The 19,991-nt window shown below is 69.2% G+C and carries 22 protein-coding genes and 1 tRNA gene; 12 read left to right on the top strand and 11 right to left on the bottom strand.

Annotated elements, in window-relative coordinates; translation table 11 throughout:
* Positions 1-30: 30 nt before the first annotated feature.
* Positions 31-456: a VOC family protein gene (locus NE235_RS03615; RefSeq protein WP_252799510.1), complete on the bottom strand. Its 426-nt coding sequence runs from the start codon at positions 454-456 to the stop codon at positions 31-33.
* Between the two features lie 99 nt (positions 457-555).
* Here NE235_RS03615 and NE235_RS03610 point away from each other — a divergent pair, with 99 nt between their 5' ends.
* From NE235_RS03610 to NE235_RS03600, 3 genes are read left to right on the top strand one after another with little or no spacing between them, the layout of a single operon-like run.
* Positions 556-2,175, top strand: a complete 1,620-nt coding sequence (locus NE235_RS03610; protein WP_252799305.1) for a serine/threonine-protein kinase — start codon at positions 556-558, stop codon at positions 2,173-2,175.
* A gap of 10 nt (positions 2,176-2,185) precedes the next feature.
* A complete protein-coding gene (locus NE235_RS03605; protein WP_252799304.1) occupies positions 2,186-3,778 on the top strand; it encodes a protein kinase domain-containing protein in 1,593 nt (530 codons plus the stop codon).
* Between the two features lie 47 nt (positions 3,779-3,825).
* Complete coding sequence (locus NE235_RS03600) at positions 3,826-4,137, top strand: serine protease family protein (protein WP_252799302.1); 312 nt, start codon at positions 3,826-3,828, stop codon at positions 4,135-4,137.
* A gap of 49 nt (positions 4,138-4,186) precedes the next feature.
* Here NE235_RS03600 and NE235_RS03595 read toward each other — a convergent pair whose 3' ends face one another.
* Positions 4,187-5,113 carry an NADP-dependent oxidoreductase gene (locus NE235_RS03595; protein ID WP_252799301.1) on the bottom strand — a complete coding sequence of 309 codons (927 nt, stop codon included), beginning with the start codon at positions 5,111-5,113 and terminating at the stop codon, positions 4,187-4,189.
* Between the two features lie 77 nt (positions 5,114-5,190).
* Between NE235_RS03595 and NE235_RS03590 the strand changes: the two genes are divergently transcribed.
* The 4 genes from NE235_RS03590 (at position 5,191) to NE235_RS03575 (ending at position 8,751) form a co-directional block, all read left to right on the top strand.
* On the top strand, positions 5,191-5,589 hold the full coding sequence (locus tag NE235_RS03590) for a winged helix-turn-helix transcriptional regulator (protein ID WP_252799299.1): 399 nt from the start codon (positions 5,191-5,193) through the stop codon (positions 5,587-5,589).
* A 78-nt stretch (positions 5,590-5,667) separates the two neighbouring features.
* Complete coding sequence (locus tag NE235_RS03585) at positions 5,668-6,411, top strand: hypothetical protein (RefSeq protein WP_252799297.1); 744 nt, start codon at positions 5,668-5,670, stop codon at positions 6,409-6,411.
* Between the two features lie 166 nt (positions 6,412-6,577).
* Positions 6,578-7,144: an SMI1/KNR4 family protein gene (locus NE235_RS03580; RefSeq protein WP_308206015.1), complete on the top strand. Its 567-nt coding sequence runs from the start codon at positions 6,578-6,580 to the stop codon at positions 7,142-7,144.
* Positions 7,145-7,524: 380 nt separating this feature from the next.
* On the top strand, positions 7,525-8,751 hold the full coding sequence (locus NE235_RS03575) for a DUF418 domain-containing protein (protein ID WP_252799295.1): 1,227 nt from the start codon (positions 7,525-7,527) through the stop codon (positions 8,749-8,751).
* 232 nt (positions 8,752-8,983) lie between these two features.
* Here the strand turns inward: NE235_RS03575 and NE235_RS03570 are convergent, their stop codons facing one another.
* From NE235_RS03570 to NE235_RS03560, 3 genes are all read right to left on the bottom strand, one after another.
* On the bottom strand, positions 8,984-9,484 hold the full coding sequence (locus NE235_RS03570; protein ID WP_252799293.1) for a GNAT family N-acetyltransferase: 501 nt from the start codon (positions 9,482-9,484) through the stop codon (positions 8,984-8,986).
* Between the two features lie 239 nt (positions 9,485-9,723).
* Positions 9,724-10,212 carry an ArsI/CadI family heavy metal resistance metalloenzyme gene (locus NE235_RS03565; RefSeq protein WP_252799291.1) on the bottom strand — a complete coding sequence of 163 codons (489 nt, stop codon included), beginning with the start codon at positions 10,210-10,212 and terminating at the stop codon, positions 9,724-9,726.
* Positions 10,213-10,241: 29 nt separating this feature from the next.
* Positions 10,242-10,418, bottom strand: a complete 177-nt coding sequence (locus NE235_RS03560) for a hypothetical protein (RefSeq protein ID WP_252799289.1) — start codon at positions 10,416-10,418, stop codon at positions 10,242-10,244.
* Positions 10,419-10,502: 84 nt separating this feature from the next.
* Here NE235_RS03560 and NE235_RS03555 point away from each other — a divergent pair, with 84 nt between their 5' ends.
* The 3 genes from NE235_RS03555 to NE235_RS03545 are packed head-to-tail and all read left to right on the top strand — an operon-like array spanning position 10,503 to position 12,383.
* Complete coding sequence (locus tag NE235_RS03555) at positions 10,503-10,889, top strand: ArsR/SmtB family transcription factor (RefSeq protein ID WP_252799287.1); 387 nt, start codon at positions 10,503-10,505, stop codon at positions 10,887-10,889.
* Positions 10,886-11,983: an ACR3 family arsenite efflux transporter gene (arsB, locus tag NE235_RS03550; protein WP_308206014.1), complete on the top strand. Its 1,098-nt coding sequence runs from the start codon at positions 10,886-10,888 to the stop codon at positions 11,981-11,983. The genes NE235_RS03555 and arsB overlap by 4 nt, the downstream gene beginning before the upstream one ends.
* Positions 11,976-12,383 carry an arsenate reductase ArsC gene (locus NE235_RS03545; protein ID WP_289848099.1) on the top strand — a complete coding sequence of 136 codons (408 nt, stop codon included), beginning with the start codon at positions 11,976-11,978 and terminating at the stop codon, positions 12,381-12,383. Before arsB ends, NE235_RS03545 begins: the two co-directional genes overlap by 8 nt.
* A 1,821-nt stretch (positions 12,384-14,204) precedes the next feature.
* On the opposite strand, the gene NE235_RS03540 is transcribed toward NE235_RS03545, so the two are convergent.
* The 3 genes from NE235_RS03540 to NE235_RS03530 form a co-directional block, all read right to left on the bottom strand.
* A complete protein-coding gene (locus NE235_RS03540) occupies positions 14,205-14,534 on the bottom strand; it encodes a helix-turn-helix domain-containing protein (RefSeq protein ID WP_252799284.1) in 330 nt (109 codons plus the stop codon).
* Positions 14,531-14,905, bottom strand: a complete 375-nt coding sequence (locus NE235_RS03535) for a type II toxin-antitoxin system RelE/ParE family toxin (RefSeq protein ID WP_252799282.1) — start codon at positions 14,903-14,905, stop codon at positions 14,531-14,533. Before NE235_RS03535 ends, NE235_RS03540 begins: the two co-directional genes overlap by 4 nt.
* Before the next feature lie 143 nt (positions 14,906-15,048).
* Positions 15,049-15,121, bottom strand: a tRNA-Thr gene (locus tag NE235_RS03530).
* Positions 15,122-15,257: 136 nt separating this feature from the next.
* Between NE235_RS03530 and NE235_RS03525 the strand changes: the two genes are divergently transcribed.
* Together NE235_RS03525 and NE235_RS03520 are read left to right on the top strand one after the other, a co-directional pair.
* Positions 15,258-15,875 (top strand): TetR/AcrR family transcriptional regulator, encoded by a 618-nt coding sequence (locus NE235_RS03525; protein ID WP_252799281.1) that lies wholly within the window; start codon positions 15,258-15,260, stop codon positions 15,873-15,875.
* On the top strand, positions 15,872-16,786 hold the full coding sequence (locus NE235_RS03520; protein ID WP_252799280.1) for an SDR family oxidoreductase: 915 nt from the start codon (positions 15,872-15,874) through the stop codon (positions 16,784-16,786). The genes NE235_RS03525 and NE235_RS03520 overlap by 4 nt, the downstream gene beginning before the upstream one ends.
* Positions 16,787-16,838: 52 nt before the next feature.
* On the opposite strand, the gene rlmB is transcribed toward NE235_RS03520, so the two are convergent.
* The 3 genes from rlmB to cysS all read right to left on the bottom strand — a co-directional run bounded on the left by rlmB (position 16,839) and on the right by cysS (position 19,958).
* Positions 16,839-17,750 carry a 23S rRNA (guanosine(2251)-2'-O)-methyltransferase RlmB gene (rlmB, locus tag NE235_RS03515; RefSeq protein ID WP_252799278.1) on the bottom strand — a complete coding sequence of 304 codons (912 nt, stop codon included), beginning with the start codon at positions 17,748-17,750 and terminating at the stop codon, positions 16,839-16,841.
* 72 nt (positions 17,751-17,822) lie between these two features.
* Entirely contained in the window at positions 17,823-18,440 is a 618-nt protein-coding gene (locus tag NE235_RS37125; RefSeq protein WP_406567530.1) for a Clp protease N-terminal domain-containing protein, read from the bottom strand.
* A gap of 126 nt (positions 18,441-18,566) precedes the next feature.
* Positions 18,567-19,958, bottom strand: coding sequence for a cysteine--tRNA ligase (gene cysS, locus NE235_RS03505; protein ID WP_252799276.1), 1,392 nt, complete (start codon positions 19,956-19,958; stop codon positions 18,567-18,569).
* Between the last annotated feature and the right edge of the window lie 33 nt (positions 19,959-19,991).

Below are 19,991 nucleotides of genomic sequence, written 5' to 3'. Positions count from 1 at the left end.
TCCCTCGGCTGCGGCAGCCGCCCTTTCGCGTCAGCCGATCTGCTCGGCCAGGGCGACGATGATGCCGGCGGGGCCGCGGAGGTAGCAGAGCCGGAAGATGTTCTCGTACTGTGCCACCTCGCCGAGGAGTTCGGCGCCGTGGGGGCGCAGGCGGGCGATGGTGTCGTCGATGTCGTCGACGGCGAACATGACGCGATGCAGGCCCAGCGTGTTGGGCGGCGGGTTCTCCGGCTCGGCGCCGATCGCGGCGGGAGCGTGGTATTTCGTCAGCTCCACTTTTCCGTGGCCGTCCGGAATCCGCATCATGGCGATCTCGCTCCGAATACCGTCGAGTCCGACGGTCTGGTCCGCCCAGATGCCCTCGATCTGCGCCTTGTTCTCCAGCTCCATGCCGAGCTCGGTGAAGAACGCGACGGCCGCGTCCAGGTCGTCGACGACGATGGCGACGTTGTCCATCCGCTGAATGGTCATGGTCCCGAGCATAGAGAGCGGTGCGCCGCCGGTCCGGTGTGGTGGAATGTCGGGCAGCCATTGAAGATCGTTCGGGGAGAGACGTTGGCGGGGGAGCTGAGCCTGGAGGCCGGGCTACTGCTGGCCCGGCGGTACCGGCTGGAGGCGCCCATCGGGGCGGGCGCCATGGGTCAGGTGTGGCGCGGGGTCGACCTCGGACTGAACCGGCCGATCGCGATCAAGATCCTCCCGCCGCAGGTGGCGCAGGACGAGAACGCGGTCGCGCGGTTCCGCCGGGAGGCCGAATCCGCCGCCGGTCTGCAGCACCCGGGCATCTGCGCGGTCTTCGACATCGACACCCACGGTGCCGTGACGTTCCTCGTGATGGAGTTCCTCCAGGGATCGGACCTCGCCGGAGTTCTCGCGGCACACCCCGGTGGGCTGCCGATCGACCAGGTGGTGGGACTGGCGGAGCAGATCACCGATGCGCTCGCGGTGGCGCACGCACGCGGTGTCGTCCACCGGGACATCAAACCGGCGAACCTGTTCCTGCAGCAGGACGGCCGGGTGAAGATCTGTGACTTCGGCATCGCCCGGCTGGCCGACCGTACGACGCTGACGGCCACGGGCGGGCTGCTCGGCACGCCTCGTTACATGGCCCCGGAGGAGTGGCGCGGCGTGCCGGCCGACCACCGCGCCGACCTCTATGCCCTCGGCGGAGTGCTGTACGAGTTGTTCACGGGGAGGCCCGCGTTCCACACGGACGACCCCGGACTCGCCTCGATCATGTACAAGCACCTCAACGAGGCGCCTCTGCCGTTGCGTTCCCACCGCCCGGACATCCCCGTTCACCTCGAACGCCTGGTCCTGGACCTGCTGGCCAAGTCGCCCGACCGGAGGCCGATCGGCGCCGCCGCCGTACGGGACTTCCTGCGCCGGTCCGGGAGGACCGCCGTTCCTCCCGCCGGCCCGCCGCCGTACCTGCGCGGGCGGCCCTCTCCCCCTGATGACGTCCTGGAAGCGACGACGGTCGCCCCGCACACCTCCATCACGGCGCCGAAGAGCCGGAAGCGCGTTGTGGCGGCCGTCGGTGGCGTGCTGGGAGCGGTACTGGCCGGAGCCGGGGTCGTCGCGGTGACGAACGGCTTCGGTGACGACGACGCGAAGGCGAAGACGCCGGCCACGGCGCATCCGTCCTCCACCGGACTTCGGACACTCCAGCCGGTCGACGGCACGGTGCCCGGTCAGGCGAGGCCCGGTGCGCAGTACCCGATCGGTCGGATGGCCACCGTGCCCGTCAGCCAGGGGACGCGTACGGATGCGGTGGGGGTGACCGTGACCTCGATCGTCAAGGGTTCCACGGCCGATCTGGCCGGCCTGGCGCTGTCGCGTTCGGAGAAGGGCAAGACCCCGTACTACGCCCATTTCACGCTGACCAACCTCGGGCCCGACGACCCCTACATGGACTTCGCCCCCGCTCAGAAGATGGTGGGGATCGACTCCGCGGGCAACTCCGTCAGCAGCACGCTCATGTCGGGGGATCCGCAGGCCTACCCCGGCCAGTGTCGCCCGGCCGCCATCAAGGACGGCGGGTTCCGCCATGGCGCCCGTTACGAGACCTGCACGGTCATCCTGAGTTCCGGATCCCGGGACATCACCGGAGTGCAGTGGTGGGAGAAACCCTACGACCTTGGCACCGACCAGGGCGTTTCCTGGAAGCGATGAAGGACGGATCGTGCGGAACACCGTGGGACAGCGACCCGGGCAGGTACTCTCCGGGCGGTACCGCCTCGACGCGGCGATCGGCGGCCTCGGCGCCGGAGCCGATGAGGCATGGCGCGGCTTCGACCTCCGGCTGAACCGGGTCGTCACCGTCAAGGTCTTCGCCGAACCCGCCGTCACCGACCAGGCAGGCGTCGCCGCGTTCCGTTCTCAGGCCGAGAAGGCGGCGGCGGTACGGCACCCCGCAGTCGAGGCGGTGCTGGACATCGGGACCGCCGAGACCCCGGTGTTCCTCGTGACCGAGCACCTCGACGGGCAGAACCTGAAGACCGTCCTGGCCGCGCAGGGCGGCGGACTGCCCATCGGCCAGGTCACCCGGGTGGCCGAGCAGGCCCTCGACGCCCTGACGGCCGCACACGCCCAGAGCGTCGTTCACGGTGCCCTCACCTCCGCCGATCTGGTCCTCCTTGACAGCGGGGACGTGAAGCTCTGCAACCTGGGCATCGGCGTGCCCCGGACGGACACCTCCGATGCCCGTACGGATCTGCACGCCCTCGGTCGTGTCCTCCACGAACTGCTGACGGGCGTACCACCGGCGGAGTCGTCACCCGTACCGCCGGCGTCCCGCCGCTCCGACGTACCGCCGTACCTCGACCGTCTGGTGCTGGATCTGCTGGCGGAGGACCCTGCCGCACGACCGCAGAGCGCGGCCGCCGCCCTCGCGGTCCTCCGCGAGTCGATGGAATCCGCCCTGCATCCCACGGCCCACTGGCGATCGGCGGATTCCGCCGGGCCGGACTCGACCGTCAACGACAGTGTGCCGACCGGCGCCGCGAAGAAGAGCGACCGTGGGCGTCTCCTGGCGGAGATCGCCGGAGCCGTCGTGCTGGTGGCGGCCGCGGCGGCCGGTGGGTACCTCGTGCACGGCGGCACGGCGGCCAAGACGCCGTCGCGCCCGGCGGCCGTCACGTCGACCCCGGGCACCGCGGCTCCGGCACCGCCCGGTGCCGGCCCGAAGTCGCCACCGCTCGTCCCCGGCTGGCAGGTCGTGGTCGCTCCCGACTTCGGCGTGGTGTACGACGTCCCGCCGGGCTGGAAGGTCGAGGATCCCGGCACCGGTGTGGGCCTCACCGACGCCAGCGGGAATGTCGCCGTCGGCTCGAACGGCGTCGCCGACATCAGCCGCGACGGCCCCCACTACACCAGCTGCACGATCGTCCAGTCGGGGCTGCTCGGTGGCGAGGGCATCACCTCGGCCGCGTCGGGTCAGCTGGAGTCCCTCCAGGTGACCGCCGCCCACAACGCGCTCCAGTGGGCGAACTTCGGTTACCAACTCCGCGGTGTGCTCCCCAGAACGGTGGCAGCGAGCCCGGAGCACCCCACGATCGGCGGCCTCCGGGCCGTACTGCAGAAGGTCGTCGTTACGACTAAGGGCGGCAGGGGAACGGCGTGCGAACCGAACGGGGGAACGCTGTACGCCGCCACATTCGCCTCCCGGCAGGGCGCCCCGGTCACCTTCTACGTCTTCTCCAACAGCACCGGCCCGGGGGCCGTGAACGACAAGACGCTGCGGCAGATCATCGACACGATTCGTCCGCTGGCATAAGAGGGCGCATCACGCGCGATCGAGAAGTTGATCGCGCGCCAGTACGGGTGGGCGCCACCTGCACCAAGGATGAGAACACCTGCCAGTCGCCCGTGCTCAAGCAGTCGACGCTGCGGGTCGTACGGTCCGACGCCCAGCGCTGCGCGGGCTTCGCCCAACCGGGCGGCACCGACTTCTGCCTGGAGAAGGTGTCCAGGATCCCGGCCGGCGGCGACTCCGGCGGCCCGGTGATGAGCGTCGGCGCCCACGGCAAGGAGACGCTGCTCGGCGTCTTCTACGGCTCCGACCGGGAGAAGATGGCCGGCGCGGCGGAGATCGCCCAGCAGCTCGCCTGGATCCACAAGGTCACGAAGTGGTAGGGCAGCGCACGACAGTGGGGCCTCACTCACGCGAGGCCCCCACGACGGGTCAGACGGTGAGGACGAGCTTGCCCTGGAGGTGACCGCCGTCGAGCAGCCGGTGCGCGTCGGCGACGCGCTCGAACGGGAACGTCTCCTGTATGTGTACCCGGAGCCTGCCCTGTTCGACGAGCTCGACGAGACCTCGCAGGGCGACCGGATCGGGGTCGACCGCGATGCCGCTGAAGCGCATGCCGGCCGCCTCGTACTTGGCGGCGAGTACCGGATCCGACTCGGCGACCGCCGTGACCAGGTGCCCGCCCGGGCGGAGCACGTCGAGTGACCGCTCGACCGTGTCGCCACCGATCGTGTCGAGCACGACGTCGACGTCGCGGACCGCCTCGGTGAAGTCGACCGCCGTATAGTCGATCACCTCGTCGGCGCCGAGCCCTTCGACGAACTCCCGCTTGCCTCCGCCGGCGGTCGCGATCACGTACGCGCCGAGCGCCTTCGCGATCTGGATCGCGACGTGACCGACCCCGCCACCACCGCCGTGGACCAGGACACGGTCGCCCTCGGTCACGCCCGCGAGGTCGACGAGGCCCTGCCACGCCGTCAGCCCGACGACCGGCAGCGCCGACGCCTCGACGTGTGAGAGCGACGCCGGCTTGCGCGTCAGGTGCAACGCCGGCGCCGCCACGACCTCGGCGTACGCGCTCGCCGCCCGCGGGAACAGCGGCATCCCGAACACCTTGTCACCAGGCCTGAACCGCCACGTCGCCGCCTCCTCGACCACGCCGCTGAGGTCCCAGCCGAGGATGAACGGCGGCCGGCCGATCATCGGGAACTCGCCGGCGCGCAGGCGCGCCTCCAGCGGGTTCAGCCCGATCGCCTTGACGCGGACCAGAACCTCGGTCGGGAGAGGCCGAGGCTCGGGGGCGTCCACGATGGTGAGCACCTCGGGACCGCCGGGCGACTGCTGGGTGATGACTCGCATGACTCTCCTACGCTGCGAACGGGTGGAGAGAACTCAGGCTAGGTATCCGATAGGAACCAGCAGGTACCTTTGGCGCCATGAGCGGCTTCGGTCCCGGTGATCCCTTTCTCGCCGACTGCCCGGCGCGTCTGACGGTCGAGCTCCTCGCCGACAAGTGGACGGTGGTCGTGCTCGCCGGACTCAGCAAGGGCCCGGTGCGCCATGGCGAGCTGATCGAGCTGATCGGCGGCATCTCCCGCAAAGTGCTCACCCAGACCCTCCGACGTCTTGAGGCGCACGGACTCATCCGCCGCCACGCCTACGCCGAGGCGCCGCCCCGCGTCGAGTACGAGCTCACCCCGCTCGGGGCCACGCTGACCGACCCGATCCGCGTGCTGACCGAGTGGGCGAGGGCGAACGGCGACGCGGTGCTCGACGCGCTCGACGCCGACTCCGAGCCGGTGGTAATCGCCCCGGCCCGGCCCCGCGACGCTTGAAATGACAGCGGACTCTGCCACGATGTGGCCTGCCCGAAGGAGCGCGGGGACGACGCGGAGGAACGGTTGCCTGGGCTGATGGAGCTGACCTATAGCACGGTCGGCGGCATCGTCGGGGCGACGGCGACCGGTTATCTGACCCGGCAGCATGAGCGGCGGCAGCTACGCGCCGGCGTCATGCAGCGGCTGCAGACGATCGCGGCGATAACCGCCGGGGTCCGTGACATCGAGATCGGGTGGGCTCCGGTCAGGCGGGCGGCCGGCGGACGATCGCACCTGACGAGCGGGCTCGGCCTGAGGGCGACTCTCGAGGGCGGCGCCGATGCCGAGGACGCGCTTCATGAGGCCTTCGCCGGGTACGAAGTGGCCGCGCTGGCAGCCGGCGTCCCGCGCCGGGTCATGGACTTCGCCGCCGGTTCCCACGAACGCGCCTTCGAATGTGAAGTGATCAGAATCATCGACCGCCGCGTCGGTGGCGTCCTGGGAGAGTCGGTCGACGTGCTGATGCGGGCCGCCGAGGAGTATCAGCGAGCGGCAACCGGACTCCTGCTCCACGCCCTGTGGCGGCCCTGGCGTGCACGGTTGCGCCTCCGCGCCCGAATCCGTGTGCTCCGCACCGAGGTGGCGGCACTCCACGACCTCCAGGAGGCGGCCAGGACACGCCTGGTCGAGACCGAGACCATCACGCTGCTCTTCGCTCGTCTCGACCCGGAGCAGCGCCGCTGGGAGACCTGGAAGATCCCTCCAGCGGCAGGGACTGCGGCGCCGTACGCCTCGGGCACGGAACCCTACGCCCAGGCACCACCCACCGCGGACGATTAGCCCGGGCTCCTCAGCGCCTTCGATCCTCTGAGCGTGTCAGCGGCAGGCTGATCAGCCACCTGCGGGGCGAGCGAAGCGAGCCTGCGGGTGACCTGCTACCGCGTCTGTTGCGGCGTTCGTCGGTGCGACCTCGTAGGCTCGCGGCCACGTTGTCGAAGGGATCGCCGTGGAAGACCCGACGGGTATCGCAGCGCTGACCAAGATCCTGCCTTCAGATCTCGGTGCGGACGAGGGAATCGATTGGTCGGCAGCAGAGGTGCGATGGGGCACACGGTTCCCACGTGACTACATGGCCTTCATGTCCATCTATGGCGCCGGCTCGTTCGAGGCCGCCGACGGGCGGGGCGGCGGCGTCATCCTCATGCCGTTGCCCAAGGAGAGCATCTACCTGGACGATGAGACCTTCGAGGAGGAGACGCAGAACGCCCGTGGCGCCTGGGCGATGCTGGGAGGTCAGGAAGGTCTCGACATCGACCCGGACCACATCCTCGCCTGGGGCGTCACCTCAGGCCCCGACATCCTGTGCTGGCTGACCACTGATCCCGACCCTGACCAGTGGCCGGTCCTGGTCTGGGGCCGACACACCGACGAAGACTTCACGCTCTTCCCCTGCGGCATGGTCGAATTCCTCCGCAGGCTGCTCCTCGATGAGTACGACCCCTACCCCCTCAGCATCGACCTCCGGGACGTTTCGCTGCGCTACCTGCACAGGCTTGAAAGACAGAAGCGGTGAGCCGCGTGGTGGGGATCAGCAAGCCTGAGCACTGCGCGCCGACCAGCGGGTGAGTTGAAGGGGGCTAAGTACACCCTCTGGGGTGGACTTGACCGGCTGGGTGACGGCTGCTCCGAACCATAGCCTCGTCCGCGTGAACGCACTCACGGGCGAGCGAAACGCCCAAGCCACGGCGGCGCGCACCGGCGCCTCCCCCGTGGCGGCGACATCCGCATGCCTGGGCGGCTCTCGGCCGTCCAGGCGCTTTCACGACCGCGGTGACCCGCGTTATCGGCTCGATGCCGCCGCACCGATCAGCCGAGTACGCACGCCATGCGCCCGACTTAAAGGCCTACCGACCGTAATAACGAAATAATCCGTCAACGCGCAGGATGTGAAGAATGCAGGAATTCGGCGTAAGCTCTCGGCCGCCCGCTGGGGCGACATCGGCACCGTCGCGAATATTTGATGTCGACGCCTTGCGGGGATTTGCCCTATTGGGAATCCTGGTCGTTAATATCACGTACTTCGCCTCAGGGTACCCGATACATGGCGCTCTGGATCCCGCTTACGCCTCGGGCGAAGACAAGGCCGTACGCTGGTTAATAACCTTCGCGTTCGAGATGAAGTTCTATCTGATCTTCTCTTTTCTCTTCGGATACAGCTTCACGCTCCAGATGGATTCGGCGGCCCGTCAGGGAGCGGCCTTCACGCCGCGCATCCTGCGGCGTCTGGCGGGACTCCTGACGCTGGGCTTCGTCCATGCCGTGCTGCTCTTCTACGGCGACATCCTCTCCTGCTACGCGGTGCTCGGGCTGATCCTGTTCGCCCTGCGGGGCATCAAGCCCCGAACCGCCCTGATCGTGGCCGGCACGCTCGTCGGGGTGGTGGCGATCGCACTCCTGCTCGCCGGCAGCGTGGCTGCGAGCGATCCCGTCGCCGCACTCGCGGAGGGCCATCGGACCACGACCGCCATGCGCGACAGCCCCGCGAGCTTCATCACCAGCAATATCCATATCCTGCCCCTCATGGCGGCGACGCTGGTGGTGCAGGGTCTCAGCTCCTTCGCCGCGTTCCTTGTCGGTTTCGCTGCGGGCAAGCGTCAAGTGCTGGCCCGCATCAAGGAACACGAGCGCAGTCTGCGGCGCATCCAGTGGGTGGGCTTTCCGATCGGACTGGCGGGAGCGTTCTACCTGGCCAGCGACGGCGGCGTTGTCAGCGATCTCGCCCCGGTCGCAGTGACGATGCTGACCGGCCCTTTCCTGGCAGCCGCGTACATGGCAACAGCGTTGCGCTTCTTCCGGACAGCGCCCGGCAGCCGCGTCATGGCCGCCCTAGCGCCTGCAGGGCGGATGGCACTCACCAACTACCTGAGCCAATCCCTGATCTGCGCCGTCCTGTTCACAGCGTACGGATTCCGCCTGGCCGGCCATGTCTCACCGCTGGGCACCCTCCTGTTGGCTGCGGCCATCTTCGGCGCACAATTGTGGCTGAGCAGGAGATGGCTCACCGGCCACATTTACGGTCCTGTCGAGTGGCTCCTACGTGCGGTCACCCTGGCAAGGCTCCCGGCCATGAGAGCCGGTTCCGAATCCGGGGACTCGGGTGACCGTACGACCCGACGCTGATGGCGCTCGCGACGCTCACCTACAGGAACGAGAGCCTCCGGCCGGGATCGAACCGGCGACCTGCCGCTTACAAGGAATACGGACGCCCTGCTCACGGGGCATTCGCTTAGGTCGACGGTGTCCAACGTGTGGTCGTGGGTGCCTGTGGTCGCTGTCATTGCTGTCAGCGTTGCTGTCATCGGTACCGGCTGGGATCGCTACAGCGGTTCGGTGAATCCGCGCTCGCTAGTCGCTACACAACGGTCGGGCTGCGGCGCTCGATGAGGACGACGTCACGCCACCGGCCGTGGTGTTGCCCGATGCGCTCGCGGGTGCCGATGACCCGGAAGCCGGCCTTGGCGTGCAGGGCGAGGCTCACGATGTTCTCGGGGAAGACCCCGGACTGTACGGTCCAGATCCCGGCGGCGTCGGTGGAGGCGAGTAGGGCGGCGAGCAGCGTCCGGCCGATTCCCCTGCCTTGGGCGTCGGGGTGGACGTAGACAGAGTGCTCGACGACTCCGGCGTAGGCGCAGCGGTCCGAGATCGGTACAACGGCGATCCAGCCCAAGACCCGGCCCTCGTCGTCGACGGCGACCAGGCGGTGTTCAGGCAGTCTGGTGGCGTCGAAGGCTTCCCAGGTTGGCGCGGTGGTCTCGAACGTGGCGTCTCCACTGTCGATGCCGCGCTGGTAGATCTCCAGGACTTCGGCCGCGTGCTCGGGCCGCATGGCCGTGATCCGGACCGGGGCGCTCACGCGGATACCTCGGTCGGCAGATCGGCCAGCAGACCGCGGATACGGCGTTCGATCTCATCCCGGATCAGACGCACGGCGTCGACCTCCTTGCCGGTGGGGTCATCAAGCTGCCGGTACCCGGTGTCTTAGCCGAGGACCGGCAGCTCTTGTTTCGACACATCTACGTTGACAGTCGTCTAAATCAGATGCCAACCCCGCTAGCTCCCGAGGCTGGGAATGTCGGACGCTTGCCCCGCCTGTCAGCAGCAGCCGGGCTTGGCGTCGGACGTCGCCGCCACGGTGACGCCGTCGGGCCCCTCCGGGACACCGCAGGCGCAGGCGGCGGCGTCGGGAAGACCGGTCTGGCTTTTGCCGAGGGTGTCGGCGTCGGCCTTGACCACGTAGACCTCCCAGGGCTCCTGGCCAGGGCCGTGGACCCAGACCTTGTCCTGGAGGGCATAACAGCAGGAGGTGTCGTTCTCCTCGAAGGTGGCCAGGCCGGCCTCTTTCAGCCGCTCGGTGGCGGCGGTGACCTGGGTGGTGTCTTCGACCTCGACGCCGAGGTGGTCCATGTGGGTCGGCTCGCCGGCCTCGCCTTCAATCAGGACGAGCTTGAGCGGGGGTTCGGTGATGGCGAAGTTGGCGTAGCCGGGGCGGCGCTTGGCCGGTTCGGCCCCGAAGAGCTTGGAGTAGAAGGCGATGGAGCCTTCCAGGTCGGCGACGCGCAGGGCGAGCTGGACGCGGGACATGGGTTCCTCCTTGGGTGTGGCCGGACTGGTCAGATGCGGTAGCCGAAGCTTGTGGCGATGGCGGTGGTGCGGGCGCGGTCCAAACGGGCGTCGCTGCGGCAGGCGGCGTCGCAGACCTGGCCGGTGCTCTCGGTGAAGGTCACTACCCCGCGTGGCGTACGGGTCCGCCTGGCGAGCCGGATGAGGGTGGGGCTTCGGCGGCGCATCTCAGCCTCCTGATTAGATGAGCATCTAAGCAAAGCGTTGGCGTCAGCTTGCATCCTTGCCTAGATAGATGTCAAATTAGAGGTATGTCGAAGCAAGAGTTGCCGCTGATCAACGCTGCTGCGGTGGACCCTGGGGCGTGCTGCGCGCCGCTGCTGTGTGAGCCGCTGGGCGCTGCGGAGGCCGGGGAACTGGCGCCGTTGTTCAAGGCGATCGGTGACCCTGTCCGGTTGCGGTTGTTGTCGCTGATCGCCTGTCATGAGGGCGGTGAGGCGTGCGTGTGCGACCTGACCTCGGCCTTCGATCTGAGCGCGCCGACGATCTCTCATCACCTAAAGGTGCTCAAGCAGGCCGGGCTGATCGACTCCGAACGCCGGGGCACCCGGGTCTACTACTGGATCAACCCCGGCGTGCTGGCTCGGCTGTCGGCGATCCTCGGTTCCCGCCAGGGCGCGGGAATGGTGTCGGCGTGACGGCGACCGAACAGCAGGCCGCGTCCGAGACCGAGACGGCGGTGGTCGGGCGGTTGTCGGTGCTGGACCGGTTCTTGCCGGTCTGGATCGGCGTGGCCATGGTCGTCGGACTGCTCGCCGGCCGTGCGATCCCTAGCCTGGGCAGCGGCCTGGACGCGGTGAAGGCCGACGGAATCTCACTGCCGATTGCGGCCGGCCTGCTCGTGATGATGTACCCGGTGCTGGCGAAGGTCCGTTATGACCGCTTGGACACCGTCACCCGTGATCGACGGCTGTTGATCCCCTCGCTGCTGGTGAACTGGGTGATCGGTCCTGCGCTGATGTTCGCACTGGCCTGGCTGTTCCTGCCGGACCTGCCCGCGTACCGGACCGGATTGATCATCGTAGGCCTGGCGCGCTGCATCGCGATGGTCATCATCTGGAACGACCTGGCCTGCGGGGACCGGGAAGCCGCCGCCGTCCTCGTCGCGCTCAACTCCGTCTTCCAGGTCATCGCGTTCGCCGCCCTGGGCTGGTTCTACTTGCACGTCCTGCCCGGCTGGCTCGGCCTGCATCAAACACACCTGAACGCCTCGACCTGGGACATCGCCCGCTCCGTGCTGGTGTTCCTCGGTATACCGCTGCTCGCCGGCTACGCAAGCCGCCGCCTGGGCGAACGAACCCGCGGCCGTACCTGGTACGAGACCCGCTTCCTGCCCAAGATCGGGCCGGTCGCCCTGTACGGGCTGCTGTTCACGATCGTGATCCTGTTCGCCCTCCAGGGCGACGCGATCACCTCCAAGCCACTCGACGTGGCCTGGATCGCGCTCCCGCTGCTGGCCTACTTCGCCCTCATGTGGGCCGGATCGTTCGCGCTGGGCCGCCTAGTCGGCCTGGGGTATGAGCGCACCGCTACCCTCGCCTTCACCGCAGCGGGCAACAACTTTGAACTCGCCATCGCGGTGGCCATCGCCACATTCGGCGTCACCTCCGGCCAGGCCCTCGCCGGCGTGGTCGGTCCGCTGATCGAGGTGCCGGTCTTGGTCGGCCTCGTCTACCTGTCCCTGGCGCTTCGCCGCCGCATATCCCAGCGATCGAGGAGCCGCGTTGCCTGAGACCCCCGAGGTGCTGTTCGTCTGTGTCCACAACGCCGGACGCTCGCAGATGGCCGCCGCCCTGCTCGACCACCACGCCGCCGGAAGGGTCCGTGTCCGCTCGGCCGGATCGGCCCCGGCCAGTGAGATCAACCCGGCCGTCGTCGCGGTGATGGACGAACTCGGTCTCGACCTGTCCAAAGAGTTTCCCAAGCCGCTGACCGGTGAAGCGGTCAAGGGCGCCGACGTGGTCATCACCATGGGCTGCGGGGACGTCTGCCCGGTCTTCCCCGGCAAGCGCTACCTGGACTGGGAACTGCCCGACCCCGCCGGCAAGCCTGTCGAGCAGGTCCGCCCCATTCGCGACGAGATCGACCGGCGGGTCCGCGAACTGTTCGCCGAGCTCGTCCCTGCCCACTGACACGCTGGCGCCGCCCGCCGGCCTGCTCGGTCAGGACGGCGGGCAGCAGGCCCGCAGATAGCCCTGCAACTCCTCCAGGACCGCGCCGATACCGGCCGCGTCCGCCTGGCAGGGATACCGACACCCCTGCCCGCACCGTATCCACCGAGGTAGACGGTGTCGCGCGTGCGGCCAGGGGTGCCGTTGGTTGCTGTCGTTCCTGCCAGCGCTGCTGTTACCCGCGCTGGCCGCCGGCGGATTTACAGAGGGTCGGCGATCTCGGCGCCTCTTTCCCGCTGACCTGGGCGAACGTCGCGCCGCCGAATCCGTTGATGCAAGACCATCCCGCACATATCCCGCGCGGCGGCTCGAACGCGTGACGTGCGAGCGGGGCGGCCCGCCAATCGCCGTAGGCGACCTGGAGGGCGAACGAAGTGAGTTGGCCGGCGGCCCTGCGCCTTCCCAGACTGTCCCGTATCTCTACCTGTGGCGGCGGTGGTCCATCCAGTCCGTGCCCGGTCCTCGGATGGCGCGTGAGAAGGCGCGGTATGCATGGATGTCGCGGCGGGTCTCACGGATCGGCCGCCATATGCGCCCTGCGCTCCTGGGTCTCCTCCCTCGGCGGCGGCCTCGCAGGTCCGAAACCGCGGCGACTACCAGAAGCAACACGACGATTCCCACAAGCGCTAACACGTACGGAAGCATGATCGCAGCCTCCTCCCCCGCCGCGTCGGTGTCCACGATGCGCGATGCGATGCGTGGCGCTAGTCCTGAGCCGCCCGATCGGCACGGCCGCAGGGACCGGTGTCCGCGCCGCCGCCCTGATCCATAAGAGCATCTGCGCCGTCTGATCCGTAGCAAGATCGATGGTGTCAAGGACGATCCATAGCCGTCTACTGACCTGCTGCCGAACTCGTTGTGTTGTCCAGCGCCGTCCACGGTTATCCGGGACCATCGTTAGCACTGCTGTTAGCAAGCTTCAGCTAGCAGCTGGGGGTCGCGAGACCCCGCTTCAGGCTCGCTCAGCCAGCTTGGCGGTCATCCGGTACCTCTCCGTCTGGAATCATCGACGGCTCCCTTGTCGATGCGGCACCTCATGTCGGAATGTTCGGTAGCGCACGTTATGACCGGTGCCGTACGGCAATTTAGCTGTTAAGGATTCGCCCCGGCGAGCGCCAACGATAGCTATTCACCCATCATAGACGAGCGAGGCTAAAGTGGCATCTAGCTCGGCATGTCCCGGTAGTTCGTGGGTTCTAGGGAACGGCGTTCTAGCGAAATGTTTCCCAATTCCTGGCAACGATGACTTCATTCGACTCAATATGAAGCGCGCCCAGCAGAGCCTGCCCTACTTCATCGCGCGAGAGATGGGAAGGCGGTTCTACGGAGGCGACCCTGAGCCGGTCAACCCCCTCTTTTCGTTCACCGGCAGCACGTAGCAATCCTTCAAGGACCAACGTGCCCTCGGCGTCCCGCCGCACATCGTCCGGGACATCGTCGGCCACAGCGACATCGAGGTGACCATGACGATCTACGCACACGCGGCGCTCAGTGAGAAGCGCAAGGCGCTCGGGCGGCTGAGGGATGCCCTCGGCTGAGGCCGTTGCCGTCAGCGTTGCCGTCAAAGAGACCCCGGGCGATCTTCGCTCGGGGTCTTTCGCTGGTCAGGGGTGGAGCCTCCGGCCGGGATCGAACCGGCGACCTGCCGCTTACAAGGGATACGGACGCCCCTGCTCGCACCGCATCCGCCGAGGTAGACGGAGTCCAGCGTACGGCTGTGGATGCCAGCGGTGGCTGTCGTTGCTGTCCCCACTGCTGTCACGAACGCCGGGCACCGGTGCCTCAAGCGACCTTCACGGAGTGCGGGCCGACGCTGATGGTGATGTCGACATGTCCGCCCAGGGCCGTGGCGTAGGCGCGGAGCGTCTCGAGTTCCATGGCTTCGATCTTGCCGTTCTCGATCTGCGAGATGCGGGACTGAGACACGCCGAGGGCCCGCGCCAACTCCACCTGAGTCTTGCCCACGGCCTTGCGCAGCTCCTTGAGATGGTGACCGGCCACATACGCGTCCAACTCGGCACGCGCCCTGGCCTGACGCTCGGGATCCGCCAGCTCAGGATGCCGTCGATGGGCCTCAGCCTTGACGTCCCGCCAGTTGCGTCCGGCGCTCATCGGCCGTCCTCCTCATCCTTATCTGCCCGATAATCGGCATATCTGGCCTCGGCGAGCGGAATCGCGTCCTCGTACCAGCGGGACCATCGGCCGGTCTTGTCACCCGCGACTAGGAAGATCGCTGCGCGATCCGGGTCGAAGACGAACAACATGCGTATCTCCGACCGACCACGAGAGCCCGGTCGCAGCTCCTTCAAGTTGCGCAGCTTGCTGTGCTCCAGCGTGTCGACGAGCGGCCGGCCAAGGGTCGGCCCGACAGCGGCAAGCCGGTCGATGGCCTGCTCGATCAACGCCGCCGAGTCCGGCTCAGACTCGCAGAGCTTCAGGAACCACGTCTCGACAGGCTCTAAGAGGATGACTTCCCATGTCACCCCACCAATATAACCTGAGCCTCATTTTTTCGGCTAGGGCAGGCCTGTCACGTCACACGACCGTCCGCTCGCAACTCTCATCGTTGCTGTCGGGGCAACCTTGGCCGATCAGCCTCTCAACGGCTCTCACCTGGGGGAACGAGAGCCTCCGGCCGGATTCGAACCGGCGACCTGCCGCTTACAAGGCGGACGCTCTGCCAGCTGAGCTACGGAGGCGCGCTGCTTTCGCAGCCTCACCACGATAGCGCGTATACGCCGCGAGTCAGACCCCGTTCCCGGCGCGTTCCGCCCGTCGCCGCCTCAGCCGTACGGCGCCGTAGTCCGAGTTAGTGAATCGTGGTTCAATAACGACGTGGCACGGCCGAGGAAGTTCACCGACGAGCGTCTGCTGACCGCCGCCGGGGTGGTGATCAGCCGGCTCGGGCCTGGGTTCACGCTGGCGGACGTCGCCCGCGAGGCGGGGGTCGCCGTCGGGACGGTGGCGCAGCGGTTCGGGTCCAAGCACGGGCTGCTGGCGGCGATGACCAGGGCGGCGGTGCGGAGCACCCGGGAGGGCATGCGCACGGCGGCGGAGGCCGACGGTGACCCGGTGGTCGCCGTGATCGAGCTGCTGGTCGGCGCGTTCGCGCCGCTGGACGATCCCGGCCGGGCGGCCAACAACCTGGCGCAACTGGCCGTCGACCTGGCCGACGAGGAGCTGCGCGGGCTGCTGGCGGAGCTGCACGCCGCCCTGGAGGACGGCCTGGTGCCCCTCCTGGAGCGGGCGGTGCGGGAGGGGCGGCTGCCCGGGGCGCCGGCGGCGAGGGTCGCCGCGCGAGTCCTGGCCGCGGTCGCGGACGGCACGGCGCTGCACTGGTCCGCGCGGCCGGCGGGCGGCCTGTGCGACCGGCTGCGCACCGACCTCGGCGCGGTGCTCACCGGCTGGAGCCACGGTTCCGACGTGACGATCGAGGGAAGCGAGGGCATGTGACCGGTCCGTTGAAGGAGCACGTCGCGCTGGTCACCGGGGGCACCCGGGGCGCCGGTCGCGGCATGGCGATCGAGCTGGGCGCGGCCGGGGCGACGGTGTACGTCACCGGCCGTACGACGCGGGAGTCCCGCAGCCCGCTGGGCCGTACCGAGACGATCGAGGAGACCGCCGAGCTGGTCACGGAGGCGGGCGGCCGGGGCGTTCCGGTGCGCTGCGACCACATGGTCCCCGCCGACGTACGGGCGCTGGTCCGGCGGATCGAGGAGGAGCAGGACGGCCGCCTGGATGTGCTCGTCGACGACACGTGGGGCGGCGATCAGTGGATCGAGTGGAAGCCGCTCTGGGAGCACGACCTGGACAACGGCCTGCGGGCGCTGCGCAACGGCCTGGAGACCCACCTGATCACGCTGCACACGGTCCTGCCCCTGCTCGTACGGCGGGGGCGCGGGCTGGTCGTCGAGGTCACCGACGGGGACGACATGTTCAACGACCGCTATCGGGGGTCGATGTTCTTCGACATGGTGAAGGTGGCGATCACGCGGCTCGGCAAGGTGCTGCACGACGAGCTGGCCCCGCACGGGGTGACGTCGGTGTCGCTGACGCCCGGGTTCCTGCGGTCGGAGGAGGTGCTGGAGCACTTCGGCGTCATCGAGGAGAACTGGCGGGACGGGATCGCCAAGGACAAGTGGTTCGCGATCTCGGAGACGCCGCGGTACATCGGGCGGGCGGTCGCCGCGCTGGCCGCCGATCCGGAGGTGGCCCGCTGGTCCGGTAGGGCACTGTCCGCGGGGGTGCTGGCGAAGCACTACGGGTTCACCGACCTCGACGGCTCACAGCCGGAGGCGAGCCGTTTCTTCGAGGAGGTCTACTTCGGCGACCGGAAGGACGCCCCGGTCGAGGATTACCGCTGACTTACGCCGAGGTTCTTCGTCGCCAGGGGCGCGAAGGACCTCGGCGCCCAGGTCAGGAGCGGCGGCGGGAGATCTCGTACATGGCGATGCCCGCGGCGACGCCGGCGTTCAGGGACTCGGCGTTCGGGCCCATGGGGATGTTGACCAGCAGGTCGCAGGTCTCGGCGACCAACCGCGACAGGCCCTTGCCCTCCGAGCCGACGACGAGCACGAGCGGGCCGCTCGCGGCCTCCAGGTCGCCGACGCCGACCGCGCCCCGCGCGTCGAGGCCCGCGACGAACAGGCCGGCGTTCTGGTACGACTTCAGCGTCCGTACGAGGTTGGTGGCGCGGGCGACCGGGACCGCGGCGAGGGTACCGGCGGAGGTCTTCCACGCCCCGGCGGTCACGCCCGCCGCGCGCCGCTCGGGGACGAGCACGCCGTTCGCGCCGAACGCGGCGGCCGACCGGACGATCGCCCCCAGGTTACGCGGGTCGGTCACGCCGTCGAGGGCGACGATGAGCTGCGGGGTGCCGCGCTGCAGCAGGTCGTCGGGGTGTGCGTAGCGGTACTCGGGGACCTGCAGGACGATGCCCTGGTGGACGGCGCGGTCGGTCATCCGGTCGAGCTCGGCCTTGCCGGCCTCGAGCAGCGGCACTCCGGCGTCCGTGGCGAGCTTGATGGACTCGCGGACACGGTCGTCGGACGCGCCGCTCATGACGTAGAGGGCGCTCGCCGGGATGCCCGCGCGCAGCGCCTCGACGACCGGGTTACGGCCGGTGACCAGCTCCGGTCCGTCGGGCGCGGATCGCCGGCCGGTGCGCTCGGCGGGTGCGGACGACGAGGGCGTACGGCGCGCGCCGACGGTGGCGGTGCCGGTCCGGGTGGCCGACTTGGCGGCGCGGGCGGCCTGCCGGTTGCCGTACCAGTGCCGGTCCTCGGCCTTCGGGGTGTGACTCGGCCCCTTCTTGCGACGCTTCGCCATGGTTGCCCTCCGCTGGTGCACAGGGCGCTGTCCCGCCCTCAAGAACGGGCGATCTTTCGCCCCCACCAGACTCTACGCGGAACCGGGACCCGGCCTGTCCCGCAGGAGCCGCTCGATGCGCTCCAGCCGGTGTTCGATGGCGCTGAGGCGCCGTTCGATCGCCGTCTCCGGCGGCCGCTCTGCCACAGGTCCCTCCCGCGCAGGGGGCTGCGCCTCCAATGGCGGCGTCTCCGGCGCGGGCTCCCCGGGACCGCGCAGGAAGGTCATGACGTCGCGGCGCAGGTCGGCGGTGTCGACGTCGCATCGCCGGAGGATCTGGGCGCCGGTGCCCTCGGTCTCCCTGATGAGGCCGAGGAGGACGTGCTCGCTGCGGATGTAGTCGTGCCCGGACTGCAGGGCCTCGCGCAGCGACAGTTCGAGCACCTTCTTGGCGCGGGCGGTGAACGGCTTGTCGCTGCCGGGCGGCGCCGTTCCCCGGCCGACGAACTCCTCGACGTCGCCGCGGGCGGTGTCGAGGGTGAGGCCGGCCGCGTCGAGGGCGCGTGCCGCGCCGTCGGTGTCGCCGCGCAGCAGGCCGAGGAGCAGATGCTCGGTGCCGATGTGCCCGTGTTCGAGGGCACGGGCCTCTTCCTGGGCGTGGACGACGACTCGTCGGGCGGTGTCGGCGAACCGCTCCAACACGTGCACCACCTCGGCAGGGGAGGTACGGCCCGGCCGGGGCGGCCGGTGGGTCCCGATCTCCCCGAACCGTACGTCCCCACCGGAAGGGCACGGTTAACCGGTCGGTCGTCGCCGGCGCCCGATTCGATGGTCCCGTCAGGAGCGCTTGAGCTCCCAGCGGGGACCGCGCGGGGTGTCCTCGATGAGGATGCCGGCGGCGGTCAGGCCGTCGCGGATGGCGTCCGCCGCGGCGTAGTCCTTGCGGGCGCGGGCCGCCTGGCGCTGCTCCAGGGCCACCGACACGAGAGCGTCGACGACGTCGCGGAGGTCGCCGGCCGCGCCCTCCCACTGCTCCGACAGCGGGTCGAGGCCGAGGACGCCCAGCATGGCGCGGACCTCGCCGAGGGTGCGGGTCACGGTGTCCTTGTCGCCCGTGGCGAGCGCGGTGTTGCCCTCGCGGACCGCCTCGTGCACGACGGCCAGCGCCTGCGGCACGCCGAGGTCGTCGTTCATCGCGTCGGCGAACGGGGCCGGCAGCGTGCCGGGCTCGACCCGCCCGGCCAGCTCGACGGCGCGCGTCACGAACCCCTCGACGCGCTGGTACGCCACCGCGGCCTCGCGCAGGGCCTCGTCGGAGTAGTCGATGATCGACCGGTAGTGCGCGGCGGCGAGGTAGTAGCGGACCTCGACCGGCCGGGCGCGGTCCAGCAGGTCGGTCAGCAGCACGACGTTGCCGACGGACTTGCTCATCTTCTCGCCGTTCACCGTGAGCAGGCCGTTGTGCAGCCAGTAGCGGGCGAACCCGTCACCGGCCGCGGCCGACTGGGCGAGCTCGTTCTCATGGTGGGGGAAGATCAGGTCGACGCCGCCGCCGTGGATGTCGAACGTCGGGCCGAGGTACTTGGTCGACATCGCCGAGCACTCCAGGTGCCAGCCGGGACGGCCGGAGCCCCAGGGCGTCTCCCAGCTCGGCTCGCCCGGCTTGGCGCCCTTCCACAGCGCGAAGTCGCGCGGGTCGCGCTTGGCCGCCTCGTTGGGCGTGTCCCCGGCCGGGCGCATGTTGTCGAGCCGCTGGTTGGACAGCGCGCCGTAGTGCTCGGCCCAGGACGCCACGTCGAAGTAGACGTCGCCCTCGACGGTGTACGCGTGGCCGGCCTCGATGAGGCGGCGCATCAGCACGATCATCTCGGGGACGTGTCCCGTCGCCCGGGGCTCGATCGTCGGGGGCAGGCAGCCGAGCGCGTCGTAGCCGCGGCCGAACACGCGCTGGTTGGCCTCGGCGACCGCGAACCACGGCACGCCGGTCTCCGCCGACACCCGGATGATCTTGTCGTCGATGTCGGTGATGTTCCGGACGAACGTCACGTCGTACCCGGAGGCGAGCAGCCAGCGGTACACAAGGTCGTAGATGACGCCGGAGCGCATGTGCCCGATGTGCGGAGCGGCCTGCGGGGTGGCACCACAGACGTAGATCCCCGCCCGGCCCGCCTGCAGCGGGACGAAGTCGCGGATGCCACGGGTACCGGTGTCGTAAAGGCGCAGGCTCACGGGTAAGAGGCTATTCGATGCCGGTCCGCCCGC

The organism is Actinoallomurus spadix (genome assembly GCF_024055725.1).
In the GTDB taxonomy this organism is placed as follows: Bacteria; Actinomycetota; Actinomycetes; order Streptosporangiales; family Streptosporangiaceae; genus Actinoallomurus; species Actinoallomurus spadix.
The sequence above is the reverse complement of the archived record's forward strand: the minus strand, read 5'-3'. Positions and strand labels throughout refer to the sequence as shown.

Bases quoted from the DNA above. Each gene is read 5' to 3' on its own strand.
- NE235_RS03615 (WP_252799510.1), bottom strand. From the start codon at position 456: ATGGACAACGTCGCCATCGTCGTCGACGACCTGGACGCGGCCGTCGCG.
- NE235_RS03595 (WP_252799301.1), bottom strand. From the start codon at position 5,113: ATGCGAGTCATCACCCAGCAGTCGCCCGGCGGTCCCGAGGTGCTCACC.
- NE235_RS03590 (WP_252799299.1), top strand. From the start codon at position 5,191: ATGAGCGGCTTCGGTCCCGGTGATCCCTTTCTCGCCGACTGCCCGGCG.
- NE235_RS03585 (WP_252799297.1), top strand. From the start codon at position 5,668: ATGGAGCTGACCTATAGCACGGTCGGCGGCATCGTCGGGGCGACGGCG.
- NE235_RS03575 (WP_252799295.1), top strand. From the start codon at position 7,525: ATGCAGGAATTCGGCGTAAGCTCTCGGCCGCCCGCTGGGGCGACATCG.
- NE235_RS03565 (WP_252799291.1), bottom strand. From the start codon at position 10,212: ATGTCCCGCGTCCAGCTCGCCCTGCGCGTCGCCGACCTGGAAGGCTCC.
- NE235_RS03560 (WP_252799289.1), bottom strand. From the start codon at position 10,418: ATGCGCCGCCGAAGCCCCACCCTCATCCGGCTCGCCAGGCGGACCCGT.
- NE235_RS03555 (WP_252799287.1), top strand. From the start codon at position 10,503: ATGTCGAAGCAAGAGTTGCCGCTGATCAACGCTGCTGCGGTGGACCCT.
- NE235_RS03540 (WP_252799284.1), bottom strand. From the start codon at position 14,534: ATGAGCGCCGGACGCAACTGGCGGGACGTCAAGGCTGAGGCCCATCGA.
- rlmB (WP_252799278.1), bottom strand. From the start codon at position 17,750: ATGGCGAAGCGTCGCAAGAAGGGGCCGAGTCACACCCCGAAGGCCGAG.